At 72.1% G+C, this 16,529-nt stretch carries 11 protein-coding genes; 3 read left to right on the plus strand and 8 right to left on the minus strand.

The genetic code is table 11. From position 1 onward, the window contains the following. Positions 1 to 46: 46 nt before the first annotated feature. The 5 genes from RM704_RS33725 to mce form a co-directional block, all read right to left on the minus strand. Complete coding sequence (locus RM704_RS33725) at positions 47 to 817, minus strand: ABC transporter permease (RefSeq protein ID WP_033528227.1); 771 nt, start codon at positions 815 to 817, stop codon at positions 47 to 49. Between the two features lie 2 nt (positions 818 to 819). Beyond that, positions 820 to 1,788 carry an ABC transporter ATP-binding protein gene (locus RM704_RS33730; RefSeq protein ID WP_033528228.1) on the minus strand — a complete coding sequence of 323 codons (969 nt, stop codon included), beginning with the start codon at positions 1,786 to 1,788 and terminating at the stop codon, positions 820 to 822. 950 nt (positions 1,789 to 2,738) lie between these two features. Further along, complete coding sequence (locus RM704_RS33735; protein ID WP_033529339.1) at positions 2,739 to 3,677, minus strand: coiled-coil domain-containing protein; 939 nt, start codon at positions 3,675 to 3,677, stop codon at positions 2,739 to 2,741. A 247-nt stretch (positions 3,678 to 3,924) separates the two neighbouring features. After that, a complete protein-coding gene (scy, locus tag RM704_RS33740) occupies positions 3,925 to 7,776 on the minus strand; it encodes a polarized growth protein Scy (RefSeq protein ID WP_033529338.1) in 3,852 nt (1,283 codons plus the stop codon). A 276-nt stretch (positions 7,777 to 8,052) separates the two neighbouring features. Beyond that, positions 8,053 to 8,493, minus strand: a complete 441-nt coding sequence (gene mce / locus RM704_RS33745) for a methylmalonyl-CoA epimerase (RefSeq protein ID WP_033529337.1) — start codon at positions 8,491 to 8,493, stop codon at positions 8,053 to 8,055. 148 nt (positions 8,494 to 8,641) lie between these two features. On the opposite strand from mce, the gene RM704_RS33750 reads away from it, so the two are divergent. Further along, complete coding sequence (locus RM704_RS33750) at positions 8,642 to 9,844, plus strand: acetyl-CoA C-acetyltransferase (protein WP_033529336.1); 1,203 nt, start codon at positions 8,642 to 8,644, stop codon at positions 9,842 to 9,844. Positions 9,845 to 9,898: 54 nt separating this feature from the next. Then, positions 9,899 to 10,855: a methylmalonyl Co-A mutase-associated GTPase MeaB gene (gene meaB / locus RM704_RS33755; RefSeq protein ID WP_033529335.1), complete on the plus strand. Its 957-nt coding sequence runs from the start codon at positions 9,899 to 9,901 to the stop codon at positions 10,853 to 10,855. Positions 10,856 to 11,239: 384 nt separating this feature from the next. Here meaB and RM704_RS33760 read toward each other — a convergent pair whose 3' ends face one another. Together RM704_RS33760 and RM704_RS33765 are read right to left on the minus strand one after the other, a co-directional pair. Next, a complete protein-coding gene (locus tag RM704_RS33760; RefSeq protein ID WP_157856734.1) occupies positions 11,240 to 13,099 on the minus strand; it encodes a hypothetical protein in 1,860 nt (619 codons plus the stop codon). Then, entirely contained in the window at positions 13,084 to 13,875 is a 792-nt protein-coding gene (locus RM704_RS33765; RefSeq protein WP_033529333.1) for an ABC transporter ATP-binding protein, read from the minus strand. Before RM704_RS33765 ends, RM704_RS33760 begins: the two co-directional genes overlap by 16 nt. Before the next feature lie 406 nt (positions 13,876 to 14,281). Between RM704_RS33765 and RM704_RS33770 the strand changes: the two genes are divergently transcribed. Beyond that, positions 14,282 to 15,571: an MFS transporter gene (locus RM704_RS33770; protein WP_052146220.1), complete on the plus strand. Its 1,290-nt coding sequence runs from the start codon at positions 14,282 to 14,284 to the stop codon at positions 15,569 to 15,571. Between the two features lie 232 nt (positions 15,572 to 15,803). On the opposite strand, the gene RM704_RS33775 is transcribed toward RM704_RS33770, so the two are convergent. After that, positions 15,804 to 16,511, minus strand: a complete 708-nt coding sequence (locus RM704_RS33775; RefSeq protein WP_033529332.1) for a PepSY domain-containing protein — start codon at positions 16,509 to 16,511, stop codon at positions 15,804 to 15,806. Between the last annotated feature and the right edge of the window lie 18 nt (positions 16,512 to 16,529).

Below are 16,529 nucleotides of genomic sequence, written 5' to 3' on the forward strand. Positions count from 1 at the left end.
CGGGCCGGTTGCTTTGGCATGTACGTAACCGCTGGTCAAGCCCCGCTCACGCGTCGCGCCGCTTCAGCGTCAGAAACCCGCCGAGCAGGGCCGCCACCACCCACAGCGCCATGACGGCGAGGCCGCCCCAGGGGCCGTACGGCGTGTCGTCGTCGACCGGGGTGACCACCTGCATGATCTTGCTGCCGGCCTGGTCGGGGAGGTAGCGGCCGACCTTCTCGGTGGCGCCGACGTTGCCCAGGATGTTGGAGATCAGGAAGAAGAACGGCATCAGGATGCCGAGCGACAGCATCGGGCTGCGCAGCATCGCCGCGACGCCCATCGAGAACATCGCGATCAGGGTCATGTAGAGCCCGCCGCCGAAGACCGCGCGCAGGACACCCGGATCGCCGATCTCGGCCCGGTGCGAGCCGAGCATCGCCTGTCCGAGGAAGAACGTGACGAAGCTGGTCGCGAGTCCCACCGCGAAGGAGAGGGCGGTGGCCACCGCGATCTTGCTGAAGAGGAAGGTGCCGCGCTGGGGGACGGCGGCCAGCGAGGTCCGGATCATGCCGGTGCTGTACTCGTTCGACACCACGAGCACCCCGAACACGATCATCGCCAGCTGCCCGAGCGTCATTCCCGCGAAACTGATGAAGGTCGGGTCGAACGAGAGCCGGTCGTCGCGGCTCAGATTGTCGAACTCGTTCTTCGACAGCAGGGAGATCAGCACGCCGAGCGCGATCGTGACGATCCCGGCCAGCGACAGCGTCCACACCGTGGAAGCCACCGAACGGATCTTGGTCCACTCCGAGCGGACGACCTGGGCCGTGGTCACGGTCAGCCCTCCCGCTGCCAGCCGACGCCCCAGGCGGGGGCGGTGGGCGGGCTCGCCACCGGGGGGCCGTCGTGCGCGTGGTACTCCACCGACTCGGCGGTCAGCCGCATGAACGCCTCCTCCAGCGAGGCTTGTTGGGGGCTCAGCTCGTGCAGCACGACCTGGTGCTGGGCGGCCAGCTCGCCGATCTGCTCCGGTTTCCCGCCGTCCACCTCCAGCGCCCCGTCGCCCGTCTCCACGACCATGACACCGACCGCGTTCAGCACGTCGAGCAGCTGTTCCCGCTGGGGGGTGCGGATCCGTACGTACGACCGCGAGTTCCGCTGGATGAACTGTGCCATCGAGGTGTCGGCGAGGAGCCGCCCCTGTCCGATCACCACGAGGTGGTCGGCGGTCAGCGCCATCTCGCTCATCAGGTGCGACGACACGAAGACGGTCCGGCCCTGTGCCGCGAGGGACTTCATCAGATTCCGGATCCAGTGAATGCCTTCGGGATCGAGCCCGTTGACCGGCTCGTCGAACATGAGAATCCGCGGATCCCCGAGCAGTGCGCCGGCGATGCCGAGCCGCTGCCCCATACCGAGCGAGAACCCCTTCGCCTTCTTCCTCGCGACCGACGTCAGTCCGACCGTGTCCAGCACCTCGTGCACCCGGGCCCTGGGGATCCCGTTGCTCTGCGCGAGGCACAGCAGGTGGTTGAAGGCGCTGCGGCCGCCGTGCATGGCCTTGGCGTCCAGCAGCGCCCCGATGTACGTCAGCGGGTCCCTCAGCCGGTCGTAGTGCGTGCCGTCGATCCGGACGTCCCCCGCCGTCGGGCGGTCCAGCCCCAGGATCATGCGCATCGTCGTGGATTTCCCGGCTCCGTTGGGTCCGAGGAAACCGGTGACGATCCCGGGCCGCACGGCGAAGGTCAGGTTGTTCACCGCGACTTTCTCGCCGTACCGCTTGGTCAGCCCGTCGAGCTCGATCATGCGGCCACGCTAGAACGGGGGCCGGGGGCCTGCCACCGGAGTACCGCCTTGTCACGGCCCCGAGCAAGGAGCGCGAAGAACGCGGGGACGCGACCGGCCGGGTTGCGGGGAGCGGGGCATAGACGGCTCTGGCTGAGGGCGGCGGGGCATAGGCGGCTCAGGCTGTGGGGCGGCGGCACAGACGGGTCGGGGAGAGTGGTGCGGCGGGGGCGGCCTGCGGTGGGAAGACGGCTCCGCAGCTGGGGTGGGACAGGCAGAGCGGGCCGGGGCTGGGGGGCGGATGCGCCATGTGCCCGGGGCGGCCGGGTAGAGGTGGCTCAGGCTGGGGGCGGCGGCACAGACGCGACGGCTCGGAGGGCGGCGCGGTGGAGACGGGCTGCGCGGCAGGGCCGGTTCGCAGCCGGGCCTGGGGGCGGTTGGGGGAGCGCCCCGTGGCGGAGGCGAGAAAGAGATGGGCCGGGATGGGGGCGAGGTAGAGGCCGCTCAGGTTTGGGGCGGCGGCACAGACGGGACGGCTTGGAGGGCGGCGCGGTGGAGGCGGCCTGTGTGGAAGGCCGGTTCGCAGTCGGGGTGGGGGCGGTTGGAGGGGAGCGCCCCGTGGCGGGGGCGAGAGAGTGACAGGCCGGGATGGGGGCGAGGTAGAGGCCGCTCAGGCAGTGGGCGGCGGTACAAGTGGTCTGCCCCGGTGAGTGGCGCGGTGGAGGCGGCCTGTGCGGGAGGGCCGGTCCGCAGCTGGGGCCGGGGACAGACGGGCCGGGGACAGACGGGCCGGGGACGGGCCGGGCGGGCGATGGGCGCGGCCCGGTGGATGCCCCACGTGCCGCAGGGCGGGCTTGCCGGAGGCGGTGAGATGGGGCGGCCATGGTGCCCTGGATGCCGAAGGCCCGCGCCCCCCGAAGGGGAGACGCGGGCCCACGTGCCTCGTCCGGTGTGGCCGGCAGGAGACGGTGTTACCGGGACTGCTGGGCCGGGACCCCGCGGGAGATCGGCTCGTCGTCGGTGACCGGCGTGCTCGCGGCGGCGACCGCCGCACCCGTGAGGGTCGCCAGCATCTCGCGCACGTTCGTCAGCTGGGCGTTGATCGAGTCGCGGCGGTTGGTGAGCGCCGCCAGCTCGCGCTCGGATTCCGAACGGATCCGGTCGGCCTTGGCGTTCGCGTCCGCGACGATGTCCTCGGCCTGACGCTGCGCGGTCTCCACCGTCTGGCGGGCACGGCGCTCGGCGTCGGTGCGCAGCTTCTCGGCCTCCAGGCGGAGCTGCTCCGCGCGGTGCTCGATCTCCGCGAGGCGCTTCTCGGCCTTCTGCTGACGCGACGCGAGGTCCCGCTCGGACTGCTCGCGACGCTTGGCGAGGTTCGTCTCGAAGTCGGCGGCGGCCTGCGCGGCCTTCGCACGGGTCTCCTCGAAGAGGGCGTCCGCCTCCTCGCGCTTGGACTGCGCGTCCTTCTGCGCCTCGGCACGCAGCTGCGAAGCGTCGCTCTTGGCCTTCTCGACGATCCGGACGCCCTCGTCCTCGGCCTTGGCCTTGCGCTCCGCGGAGAAGGACTCCGCGTCGTTGCGCACCTGCTGGGCCGCCGACTCGGCGAGCTCACGGTGCTGCTCGGCGGCGCGGCGGGCCTCCTCGCGCAGGTCCTTCGCCTCCTCCTCGGCGAGGCGGAGGATCTTCTCGACGCGCGCGCCGAGACCGGCGTAGGAAGGCTCGGCATCGGTCACCGCCGCCTGGGCGTTCTGCGTCTCGAGGTGGAGTTCCTCGATGCGCTTCTCCAGAGCGGTGATGCGGGCGAGAGCGGAGTCACGGTCGGAGACGAGCTTGGAGATACGTTCGTCCACCTGAGCGCGGTCGTATCCACGCCGCACAAGCTCGAAGCCGTAGGGGGAAGTGTCGCTCATGGGGTTCCTGTCGAATGAGACCGGTGAGGTGATAGGTGGAATCCTAGGGGGCGAAGCGGCGTGTCATCGAGCAGATGCACGTTTGATCTGGAGAATGACACCCCTTTTGAGTGGCCGACCATCGGAATACTTGCCAGAAACTTTGCGTAAAGGCCTGAAAGCACAGATGGCAAGCACAGAACGAGCACAAATTGGTGTCTGTAGTACCAGGGCGGGGCGGGAAGATACCCGCAACACCCCGGCACCGCTAGCCGTCTGACGACTTGCCACCCGAACGAGTCGCACCAGCCGCGGCACCCGTCTTGACTCCACCGTCCTTGCCGCTCGACGGGGCCTCAAAAGACTCCAACGCGACCAGGACGTCCTGGACACGGGAGATCTCCGCATTGATGTCCTCGCGGCGGCGGACCAGCACCTCCAGCTCGCGCTTGCCCTCCTCGACCGTGCGGCGGGCCTCGCGGATCGCCTCGGCCTTCAGCTCCTCGGCCTCACGGACGAGCGTGGACTTCTTCTGCTCGGCCTCCTTCAGAAGACCCTCGGCCTTCTTCACCGCGGCGATACGCACCTTGCCCGCCTCGGAGTTCGCCTCGGAAACGATCTCCTTGGCCTTCGTCGTCGCCTTCTCCAACTGCTCCTCGGCCGCCTTGATGAGCGCGTCACAGCGGTCACCGGTGGATTTCATCGTCTCGGCGGCCTCACGGCGGGCCCGCGTGTGCAGTGCCTCGATCTCGGCCGTGATGCGGTCGCGCAGCTCCTCGGCCCGCTCCCTTATGGCGGTCGCGTCCCGGCGCGCGCCGACGAGCAGCTCGTCGGCGTCGGTACGGGCCTTCTCCACCGTGGAGTTGCCCTCGACGGTCGCCTCCGCGACCAGCCGCTCGGCCTCCTTGCGGGCCGCGCCGACCATGGAGTCGGCCTGCCCCTCGGCGTCCGCGGTGGTCTGCAGTGCCTGCGTCTGCGCCTCGGTGAGCAGCTTGTCGGCCTCGGCAGCCGTCTCCGAGATGAGCTTGTCGACCTGCTCGGCGGCCTCGGAACGCCGCTTGTTGGCGTCCTTGCGGGCCTGGTCGAGGGTGTTGTCGGCCTCCTCGCGGGCGTGCGCCATGAGCCGGTCGGCCTCCGCCTCCGCCTGGGCCCGCGCGCGCTCGGCGTCGGCCCGTACCCGCTCGGCGTGCTGCTGCGCGGAGCCCACCGTCTCGGCGGCCTCGGCCCGCAGCCGCTCGGCCTCGTCGGTGGCCTCGCCGATGAGCCGGTCGGCCTTGGCGACGGACTCGGCCCGTACCCGCTCGGCCTCCTCGTTGGTCTCCCGGGTCAGGCGCTCCGCCTCGGCCGTCACCTCGGTGATCAGGGTGTCGGCCTGGGTCGCCGCGTCCGAACGGATGCGGTTGGCGTCGTCGCGGGCCTCCGCGCGGGTGCGCGAGGCGTCCTGGTCGGCCCGCGCGACGGTGTCCGAAGCCTCCGTACGCACCCGCTGGGCGTGCTCGGACGCGTCCGAACGCACCCGCTCCGCCTCGGCGATCGCCTCCGCGACCGTGCGCTCGGCGAGCGACTTGGCGGCCTCCGACTCCTCCCGGGCCTCGCGGCGCACCCGGTTGGCGTCCTCGGTGGCCCGCTCCCGCTCCGCGTAGGCGTCGGCGCGGACCCGGTCCGACTCCTCCTCGGCCTCCCGGCGCATCCGGTCCGCCACGTGCTCGGCCGTGTTGCGCAGCCCGGCGATCTCCTCCTGGGCCTGCTCGTGCAGCCCGGCGACGGAGTCCCGCACCTGCTGCGCGTGCTGCTCGGCCGCCGACACCATCTCGCCGGCGCGACGCTCGGCCTCCTCGACCAGCCGTACGGCCTCGGCCTGGGCCTCCTCGACGCGCTTGCGCGCCGAGGCCAGCAGTTCCTCGCTCTGCTCGCGCGTCCGCAGCCGCTCCTGGTCGGCCTCCTGCCGGGCCGCGCCGAGGAGCTCCTCGGCCTCGCGGCGGCGCCGGGCGGCCTCCTCCTGCGCGGCGGCCAGCGCCTGGGACGCCTCCGTGGCGAGCCGCTCGGCCGCGGCCTGTGCCTCCGCCCGTACCCGGTCGGCGGTGTCCTGCGCCTCGGACTTCAGCCGCTCGGCCTCGGCCGCGGCCTCCGACCGCAGCCGTACGGCGATGGCCTCGCCCTCGGCGCGGGACGCGGACGCGTCGGACGCGGCCTCGTCGCGCAGCCGCTCGGCCTCGGCCTCGGCCTGCGCCTGCAGCGTACGGATGCGCTCGGCGGCCTCGGTACGCAGCCGGTCGCTCTCCTCGCCGGCCTCACGGCGGATCCGCTCGGCCTCGGCGCGGGCGTCGGCGAGCGCCTCCTCGGCGGAGGCCAGCCGGGCCTCGGCCTCGCTCTGCAGCCGGGTCAGCTCCTCGGCCGCCTCCGCCTTGCGGGCCTCGACGCCGCGCTCGGTCTCCTCGCGCAGCTCACGGGCGGCGCGCTCGGCCTCGGCCTTCAGCTCCTCGGACTGCTCCTCGGCCTCGGCGCGGTGGCGCTCGGCCTCCTTGCGGGTGCGCTCCAGCGTCTCCTCGGCCTGGCGGCGCAGCGTCGAAGCGCGTTCGATGGCCTCGGTGCGGACCTTCTCGCTGTCCGCGGTGGCGGTCTGCCGCAGCTCGTCGGCGTCCGTCCGGGCCTTGGCGAGCAGCTCCTCGGCGGTCTTGGCCGCCTCCTCGATCTGCTGGACGGCCTCCCGCCGGGCCTCGGAGCGGATCCGCTCGCCCTCGGCGACCGCGTCGGAGCGCAGCTGCTCGGCCTCGCCGCGCAGCCGGCGCGCCTCCTCCTGCAGCTCGACGGTCTTGGCGCGGTACTCCTTGGTGTCGTCCTTCGCCGTGCCCTTGAGCTGTTCGGCGAGGTCGTGGGCCTCGGCGCGCAGCCGGTCCGCCTCGGCCTCGGCCTCGGCGCGGATGCGCTCGGCCTCCTCGGCGGCGGCCTTGGTGGTCTTGCGGGCTTCCTCGGACGCCTTGTTCAGCACGTCCTCGGCGGTCTTGGCCGTCTTGGCGAGCTGGGAGGCGGACTCCTCCGCTGTGATCGAGCGGGCCTTCTCGGCGGCCTCGGCGACGATCTTCTCGGCCTCGGCCTTGGCGTCGGCGACGACCTCCTCGGCGGACGCCTTGGTGGCCTCGGCCTCCTTCGTGGCCTCCTCGACCAGCCGGGCGACCTGCTCCTTCGCCGTACGCGTGCGCTGTTCGTTGGTCGACTCGGCGGCGGTGACGGCCTTGGCCGCGTTCTCCTTCGCCTCCGTGACCAGCTTCTCGGCCTCGGCGCGCGCCTCGCGCAGCGCCGCCTCGGCCTCCGCCATGCGTTGTTCGGCGGTCCGGCTCAGCTCGGCTGCCTGGCGGCGGGCGGAGTCCGACTCGGTGGCGGTGGAGGTGCGCAGCTGCTCGGCGTGCTCGGTGGCCTCCTGAGCCTGGGTGGACGCCGCGTTCAGCAGCCGTTCGGCCTCGGCGCGGGCCCGGCGCAGGATCTGGTCGGCCTCGCTGCGGGCGGCTTCCGAGTCGCTCTGGAGCCGCTGGCGGGCCTCGGCGGCGAGCCGCTCGGCCTCGGCGCGGGCGGCGGCCAGCGCCTGCTCGGCCTCCGCGCGCGACTCGTCGACGAGCCGACGGGCCTGGGACTCGCTGCGGGCGCGCAGCTGCTCGGCCCATGCCACGTTCTCGTTGACGTGCGACTCGACCGTCTGGCGGCGCTCCGACAGCTCCTGGTCGAGCTGCTGTCGGCGGGTGACCGCCTCCTGGTGCAGCTCCGCCTGGAGGCGCGCGGCCTGCTCGGCGTGCTCCTGGAGGATCCGCTGCGTCTGCGCCCGGGCCTGACTCAGCTCCCGCTCGGCGTCCGCGCGCAGCTGGTCGGCCTGCATCTGGGCCTGGCGGAGCATCTGCTCGGCCTGGTAGCCGAGGTCGCCGCCGTTGTCGTAGGCGGGCCGGGACATGAGGGTGCGGCGCGCCTCGTGCAGCTTGGCGCGCAGCACCTCGACCTGGTAGCCGAGGTCCTCGGCGTGCTGGATCGCCTTTTCCCGCTCGGTCTTCAGCCGCTCCATCTCGGCCTCGAACCGAGAGAGGTGGTCGACGTCAGCCGCCGGCTCTCGCTCCTGGCGTTCGTAGCCCCGCACTGCGCGGTCCCATCCGTCCCCTGGTCGCAACCTCTGGCAAACGAGCTCCGTCCAACCGCCGAACGGTGCCCCCGGGGAATGGTGTCAGATCAACGGCGGAGCACGGGCTGCCGCCCTCACCCTCGTCCCCCGAAACCTGGACCCCGGCCCTCGGGCAGCCGCTCATGGATCTTCGCGGTGCCCTTGGATCCCGCTCCTCGGAAGGCGGCAGGACCCGGGCCGTCCCCCTCGAAGGCGACGGCCGACCCCAACCCTACCGGCCCATATGTACGGGGGTCAGTGCTCAGGTGACTCAACTGGCGCCGAAGTGACCAGTTCTGTCAGTACGCCATGACAATCCTTGGGGTGCAGGAACGTGATCCGTGACCCCATGGAACCGACTCGCGGCTCCTCGTACAGGACGCGTACGCCCTTTTCCTTGATCGCGGCCGCCTCGCCGTCGACATCCGCCGTACCGAAGGCGATGTGGTGGACCCCCTCGCCGTTCTTCGCCAGCCACTTCGCGACGGTGGAGTCCTCGCGGGTCGGCTCGAGAAGCTGCAGGTAGGAGGCGCCGCCGTCGTCCGTGCTGTTGATCTTGAGCATGGCCTCCCGCACGCCCTGCTCCTCGTTGACCTCGGAGTGGTACACCTCGAAGCCGTACGTGGCCCGGTAGAACTCGACGGTGGCGTCGAGGTCGAAGCAGGCGATCCCGATGTGGTCGATTCGCGTCAGCATGATGTCAGTGCAGCGCTCCCGGAGCGGTTACGCAACGTGCCAGCGATCACACCGACAGCCCGATGACGGCACGGAGTGCCACTCAGTACATTCGAAGTAAACCCTCGTTCACTCCTCGGCTGTGCAAGCTGGAAGGGGATCGCACCTCATGTCTGGTTCGAACGGCAACACATCGGTGATCGTCGCGGGCGCCCGTACGCCCATGGGACGGTTGCTCGGTTCGCTGAAGTCCTTCTCCGGAGCCGACCTCGGCGGCTTCGCGATCAAGGCCGCCCTGGACCGTGCGGGGATCGGTGGCGACCAGGTCCAGTACGTGATCATGGGCCAGGTGCTCCAGGCCGGGGCGGGGCAGATCCCGGCGCGCCAGGCAGCGGTCAAGGCCGGCATCCCGATGAACGTGCCCGCGCTCACCATCAACAAGGTCTGTCTTTCGGGCCTCGACGCCATCGCGCTCGCCGACCAGCTGATCCGCGCCGGTGAGTTCGACGTGATCGTGGCGGGCGGCCAGGAGTCCATGACCAACGCCCCCCACCTGCTCCCGAAGTCCCGTGAGGGCTACAAGTACGGGGCGATCCAGATGCTCGACGCGATGGCGCACGACGGGCTCACGGACTCCTTCGAGAACATCGCCATGGGCGAGTCCACCGAGAAGCACAACACCCGCCTCGGCATCCTCCGCCCCGAGCAGGACGAGATCGCGGCCCTGTCCCACCAGCGCGCCGCCGCCGCCCAGAAGAACGGCCTCTTCGACGCCGAGATCACGCCGGTGGAGATCCCGCAGCGCAAGGGCGAGCCGGTCGTTTTCAGCCAGGACGAGGGCATCCGGGCCGAGACGACCGCCGAGTCGCTGGGCAAGCTGCGTCCGGCCTTCGCCAAGGACGGCACGATCACGGCCGGGTCCGCCTCGCAGATCTCCGACGGCGCCGCCGCCGTGGTCGTCATGAGCAAGGCCAAGGCGCAGGAGCTCGGCCTGACGTGGCTCGCCGAGATCGGCGCCCACGGGAACGTGGCGGGACCGGACAACTCGCTGCAGTCGCAGCCGTCGAACGCCATCCAGCACGCTCTGAAGAAGGACGGCCTGGCGGTCGACGACCTCGACCTCATCGAGATCAACGAGGCCTTCGCCGCGGTCACCGTGCAGTCAATGAAGGACCTCGGGGTTTCCCCGGAAAAGGTGAACGTCAACGGTGGTGCGATCGCTCTCGGACACCCCATCGGCATGTCCGGCGCCCGGCTCGTCCTTCACCTCGCCCTGGAGCTGAAGCGGCGCGGCGGAGGTGTCGGCGCCGCCGCGCTGTGCGGCGGCGGCGGTCAGGGTGACGCGCTGATCGTGCGGGTACCCAAGGCCTGAGGCCCGTCGGTTCCGGGCGTACGTGGCCCGTCGTCTTCTCGGATCGGAGCTGTGATGCAGGACGTCCCCGCACTGGTGGCACAGGCCAGGGAAGGGCGGCCCCGGGCCGTCGCCCGGCTGATCTCCCTGGTGGAGGGGGCGTCCCCGCAGTTGCGTGAGGTCATGGAGGCGCTGGCACCGCTCACGGGCGGCGCGTACGTCGTGGGCCTCACCGGCTCGCCCGGTGTGGGCAAGTCCACGTCCACGTCGGCGCTGGTGACCGCGTACCGCAGGGCCGGCAAGCGGGTCGGGGTGCTGGCGGTGGATCCGTCCTCGCCCTTCAGCGGTGGCGCACTGCTCGGCGACCGCGTCCGGATGTCGGACCACGCCTCCGACCCCGGCGTGTACATCCGTTCGATGGCGACCCGGGGCCATCTGGGTGGCCTCGCCTGGGCGGCCCCGCAGGCGATCCGCGTCCTGGACGCGGCGGGCTGCGACGTGATCCTCGTCGAGACGGTCGGTGTCGGCCAGTCCGAGGTGGAGATCGCCTCGCAGGCCGACACGTCCGTGGTGCTGCTGGCACCGGGCATGGGGGACGGCATCCAGGCGGCCAAGGCCGGGATCCTGGAGATCGGTGACGTCTACGTCGTCAACAAGGCCGACCGGGACGGCGCGGACGCGACCGCGCGCGAGCTGAACCACATGCTGGGGCTCGGCGAGTCCCGTGGGCCCGGCGACTGGCGGCCGCCGATCGTCAAGACGGTCGCCGCGCGGGCCGAGGGCGTCGACGAGGTCGTGGAGGCGCTGGAGAAGCACCGTGCGTGGATGGAGGAGCGGGGGGTCCTCGCGCAGCGGCGGCGGTCCCGTGCGGCGCGCGAGGTGGAGACCATCGCGGTGACCGCCCTGCGGGAGCGGATCGGGGACCTGCACGGTGATCGGCGGCTGGATTCCCTGGCCGAGCGGATCGTGGCGGGGGAGTTGGACCCCTATCGGGCGGCGGACGAGTTGGTGGCCGGGTTGACGGAGGGCTGACCTCGGGTCTCTCGGCCCCGCCACGGTGGCCGTAGGACGGCGACTCCTCGCCGACACCCGGGCCGCACTCCGTGGCGACGGGCCCACGGCGTGCCGTACGGCTGCCATCCGCCCCACGAATCCACAGGTCACCGTCAACACACCGCGACTTCTATGCGGTCAGAGGTTCGACGGAAGCCCCCGTCCTTGGCTCGATCGAGGCGGGGCTTTCGTCATGTCCGTGAAGGAGACCCGCCCGCCTCCTGAACAAGTCGTCTCATGTGGCGAGGCGGCGATGGCAGATCAGTGTGCGGGCGATGCTGGTGCAGACCGGGAAGTGCTCGGCCTTGCGCCTCGTAGCGGCGGCGCGGCCGGCTCAGAGGTGCGCGGGCCGGGGGGCGCGGCTCACGCGGCCACCGCCTGGATGCGGTTCTTCTCGGCGCGATAGAGCCAGTAGGCGGCCCAGAAGCCCGTGACGCCGATCAGGACCATGGCGGCGATCACCGGCCACTGCCACGGGTCGGAGACGTGCAGCGCGAGGAACCAGACCTTGTCCGTGGAGCCGCTGAGTTTGATGCCCAGCGGCGCCAGGCCCTGCGGGAACAGGCCGAGGATGCCGACGGCCATGGCCGTCCACAGGAGTGTCTGGCGTTTGGCGGACATCGTCTCGAACGGGGACTTGCCGGCCTCGTCCTCGCCGGCGGCGGTCGACGCCGGGGCGCCCGAGCGCATCAGGTGCAGCAGTTCCGGGCCGTTGTCCCGCAGTTGTTTCGCCGCCACCGAGCCGAGCAGTACATGGCTGAGCACACCCGTGAGCAGGGCGACCGGGAGGCTCGCCCACAGCAGCGCGGGCTGCTCCAGCGCGTGGCCCGCCCAGGCGACCCCGAGCGCGGGGCACATGGCCAGCGCGACCAGGAAGAACATCAGGAACGACTGGCCCGTGACGTCGCCGTGGTCCATCGGCGAGTTCTTGCTCTTGTGCGGGTCCGGGCCGGGCACCAGGACCGCGACGGAGGCCCAGATCAGCAGGCCGGAACCGCCGCCGAGCGCGGCGAGGTTGCCCGCGAGCGCCCACGGCACCAGCGCGGGGTCACCGTGCACGAGAGATCCGGCGAGCGTCAGCAGCAGCGTGAGCGGGCCGAAGACGATCAGCCAGGCGAGCTGCCGTGCACGGACGTCGGCCTTCTCCTTCCCGGGCACCGTCAGGGTCAGCCAGAGCGCGGTGCCGTCCTGGCCGTAGAGGTGGGCGCAGGTCGCCGCGGCCATCAGCGCGCCGGCCGCGCCGACGAACGGGAACGCGGCGGTGAAGTCGAAGATCAGCGGGAACAGCGCGGTGATGACCGCGAAGGCCGGGCCGAGCACGATGCTCTGGGTGCGCATCGGGTCGCGCCACCAGGTGCGCAGCTCCTTGAGGCAGATCATCCCCACGTCGCCGCGGAACAGCCGGGGTCGCCGTACGGCCTCGCGTGCGGAGGAGCCCCGGACGACCGGGCGGGCCAGCCGCTGCGGCCCGAGGAGCGCGCTCCACGCGGCGAACAGCGCCGCCACCAGCACGGCCAGCGCGAGCAGCGGACCGAACGTCCACAGCCAGTCGCCTCGGCCCGCCGCCTCGACGGCGAGCAGTCCCCAGCTGGAGGGCAGTGCCCGCACCACGGTGGAGAAGGTGGGCGGGAAGCCGTACTCCAGCAGCAGGTAGATCCCGATCATCAGGACCCAGGAGAAGGAGCACAGGGAGACGATCGCGGCGGTGACGGTCGCGGTGATGGCGCCGCCGATACGGGAGCGGGCCAGTACGCGGAACAGCAGGGTGACCACCCGGGACAGCAGCACCACGAGCAGCAGGAGCAGCACCACCGCGGGGACCGACACCACGACGGCCTGCCAGCTCAGCCGGGCCGCGAAGGCGATCATGGCGCCGAACGCCAGCACGGTGATCGCGGTGGTGACGGCGACCAGCGCGGCGGCGAGCAGGCCCATGGCCAGGGTGCGGCGCGGGATCGGCTGGCGGTGGAAGTGCTCACCGTTGAGGGCGGGTTCGCCCGCGAAGATCGGGCCGACGATCCAACCCAGCGCCCACAGCGCGAAGGTGACCGCGAGGACGTCCATCAGCATCCGCGGCTGGGAGAAGTCGAGGAACGCCAGGATGACCGTGGTGACGGCGAGACAGATCCCGGCGGACCAGCCCAGGCCGCTCAGGGCCATCTTGGAGTCGGACGTGCTGTGGCGCAGCACGGCCAGTTTCATACGGATCAGGACGCCAACCACGACAGTCCCTCCCCGCCGCCGATCGTCACGCCGACCAGGTCGACGAAGGTCTCCTCGAGCGTGCGGCCGCCGCGCACGTCGTCCAGCGGACCCTCCGCGACGACGCGGCCGCGGGCCATCACGCCGACGGTGTCGCACAGTTCCTCGACGAGTGCCATGACGTGGCTGGAGATCAGGACCGAGCCGCCGCGGTCGACGAACCGCCGCAGGATCCGCTTGATGGTGGCGGCGGAGACGGGGTCGACCGCCTCGAAGGGCTCGTCGAGCACCAGCATCCGGGGGGCGTGCAGCAGGGCCGTGGCCAGGCCGACCTTCTTGCGCATACCGGTGGAGTAGTCCACCACCAGGGTGCGTTCGGCGGAACCGTCGAGCTCCATGACGGCGAGCAGCTCATCGGCGCGGCGGTCCACCTCACCGGCGTCGAGTCCGTGCAACTGGCCGAGGTAGGTGAGCAGTTCACGGCCGGTGAGCCGTTCGGGCATGGCCAGCCCGTCGGGCAGGACGCCCAGCAGGCGGCGCGCCTTCAGCGGCTCCTCCCAGATGTCGACGCCGTGGACCTCGGCCGTGCCCGCGTCGGGCCGGAGGAGGCCGACGGCCATCGAGAGGGTGGTGGTCTTGCCCGCTCCGTTCGGTCCGACAAGTCCGTAGAAGGAGCCGGGCCGTACGGTGAGATCCACGTGATCCGCCGCCGTGTAGTCGCCGAACACCTTGTGCAGGCCCGCGAGGCGGAACGCGGGTTCCTCTCCCGCCGCTTCCCTGCCGGTCGTGTCCGTCATGGTCGTGTGCTGAGTTACGTCGTCCACCGCGTTCCTTCTACGTGAGACACAGGGCGGCCCAGCGGAGTGCGGGCCTCTCGGTCCTGCTGGCGATCCTGCCAACCATCCTGTCCCGCGTACGAGTTGGCTTACCTGACAGGCCGGAACACGGCGGTCTGCGTCCCCCTACGAGGCCGGATCGCGGCTGGAGCCCTTCCACATGACCGGTAGCGACTTGCCGCCGCCGGGGCCCCGCCCCGGACCCCGTTCGCGCATCCCCCCGCGCCCCTGCGGAACGCCCGTCGCGAGCTGCTAACTTGGCCGCGTGTTCCTTCACCTTGCGTAGAGACGCCCCCCCGCAGGCGACGTGTCGTCGTCGCGCGGGGCATCGGTGTCCCCGCACGCCCTCAGGTGAGGAACCTTTCGCATGTCCGCGACCTCCTCGCGGCCGTCGTACGCAGCGGTGCTCCGCATCCCGTACGCCCGCCGCGCCTTCGCCGCCGTACTCGTCGGCCGGCTCTCCTACGGCATGGTGCCGGTCGCCGTGCTGCTCGCCGTGACCCGTGCGACGGGGTCCTACGCCGTCGCCGGTACGGTCATGGCCCTGTTCGGGGCCACCAGTGTCTCCCTGTCGCCCGCCAGGGCGGCGCTCGTCGACCGGTACGGCCCCCGCCGGGCGCTGCCGCCGATGGCCTCGTCGTACGCCGTGCTGCTCGGGCTGCTGGCGGTGGCCAGTTGGCGGCCGGGCGCCTCCGGCCCGGTGCTGGGCGCGGTCGCTGTGGCGGCGGGCGCCTGTACGCCGCCGCTCGGGCCGACGATGCGCACGGTGTGGAGCGAACTCGCCGCCGACCGGGGGCTGTTGCCGCGCGCGTACAGCCTCGACGGGGTCGCGGAGGAACTGCTGTTCGTGTCGGGGCCGTTGGTGGTGGGCGCAGTGGTGCAGGTCGCCGCTCCGGCCGCCGCCGTGGCCCTGGGTGCCGTGCTGGTGGTGGCGGGGACCTTCGCTTTCGTCGCGTCCCCGGCCGTGGCGCGCATGCCGGGGCGGGGCGCGGTGTCCGAGAGGCCGACGGGCCGACGCCGGTCGTGGGGCGTCGCCGGCATCGTGCCGCCCGTCGTCGCGGCCGGCGGCGTCGGGCTCTCGCTCGGCGCGCTCGACCTGCTGGTGCTGGCCTTCGCCGAGCAGCGGGGCCACGGGGACGACGTGGTGGCCTGGATCTTCGCCGCGCTGTCCGCCGGGAGCGCGGTGGGCGGACTGCTGTACGGCGCGGTCGAGTGGCGCTCCGGTGCACGCGTACGGCTGTCGCTGCTGGTGGCGGGTCTTGGCCTCGCCCTCGCGGGTGCCGGGCTCGCCCCGGGCCTCGCCGTCCTCACCGGCGCCGTCGTCTGCGCCGGGCTCTTCGTCGCCCCGGCCCTCACCACCGCGTACCTCGTCGCCGACGCCTGCGCCCCGGCCGCCGCCCGCACCCGGTCCGGCGCCTGGGTCAACACCGCCGTCAACGCGGGCGTCTCGGCGGGAGCGGCCGCCTCGGGGCTGCTGGTGGCCCGGGTCTCGCCCACCCTCGGCTTCGCCCTCGCGGGCGGCACGGCCCTGCTCGCGGCGACCGTGGTGGGGGTGGGGAGCCGGCGGGGCCGTCCGGCCGGGTCGGCGGCCGGAACGGCGGGGCACACGACCGAGCAGGTCGCGAGCGCCGAGGCACGGGCGGCGCGGTCGCCGTGAGGTGAGCCGACCGCGCGAACGCCGGTAGGGGCACCCGGTCTCGGGTGCCCCTACCTGGGGTGAGGAAGGCCGTGTACCTCTGGGGGGGGAGGTGTCGGACTTCCCGGCGTGGAAGGAGGAGTCGGGGCTCCCGGGATGTGGGGGGAGAGCGCCGGTCCTCCTGGAGGGCGACGTCCGGCCGAGGGGGTCGGCGGGGTCGGTCCTCCCGGTGGTTCGACGGGACCGCGAGGGATCAGTCCTCCGAGCGGTCGGCGGTGAGCTTGCCGGAGTCGGGGTTCACCCTCCAGTCGCTGCCGGTGCCGTCGGCGGCCGTGGTGTCGACCTCCCAGGCCTGGTCCGCGCTCTCCTCGTCGAGGTCGACGGAGGTCACGGTGCCCTTGTCCGCGGCGGCTTCGGCGGCCTCGGCGGCGGTCACGGAGCTGCCCTTCAGCGCGGCCCGGATCTGCTGGGTCTCGGCGGCGTCGTCACCGTCGTCGTCACGGTCGGCGTGCGAGCCGAGGACCTTGCCGGTGGCGGGGTCGACCTGGACGCTGAACCACTTGCCGCCGCCGGTCAGCACGTCGACGTCCCAGATCAGCTTGGTGCCCTCGTCGTCGAGGTCGGCGGAGACCGCCGTACCGTCCTTGTGCTGCAGCGCCGTCCTGATCGCCTCGGCGGCCGTGACCTGGCCGGCCTTCGCCTCGGCCGCGTTCTCGGCCTTGTCCTCGGCGTCCTGGTCGGTGTCGCGGGCGGCCCGGTCCTCGGCCTTGTCGTCCGCCTTGTCCTCGGCCGTGTCGTCGGAGTCGTCGTTCACGTCGTCGCGGTCGTGGTCACCGTTCGACACCGACACGGTCTTCTTCGCCGGCGCCTCGTCGTCACCCGAGACCGCGATGGCGGTCGCGGTGCCGCCGCCGATCAGGGCGACGGCCGTGACGGTGGCGATGACGATGTTGCGCTTCATGAGGTTCCTCCAGGATGC

It is taken from the genome of Streptomyces gottesmaniae (genome assembly GCF_031845845.1).
GTDB classification, from domain to species: Bacteria; Actinomycetota; Actinomycetes; order Streptomycetales; family Streptomycetaceae; genus Streptomyces; species Streptomyces akebiae.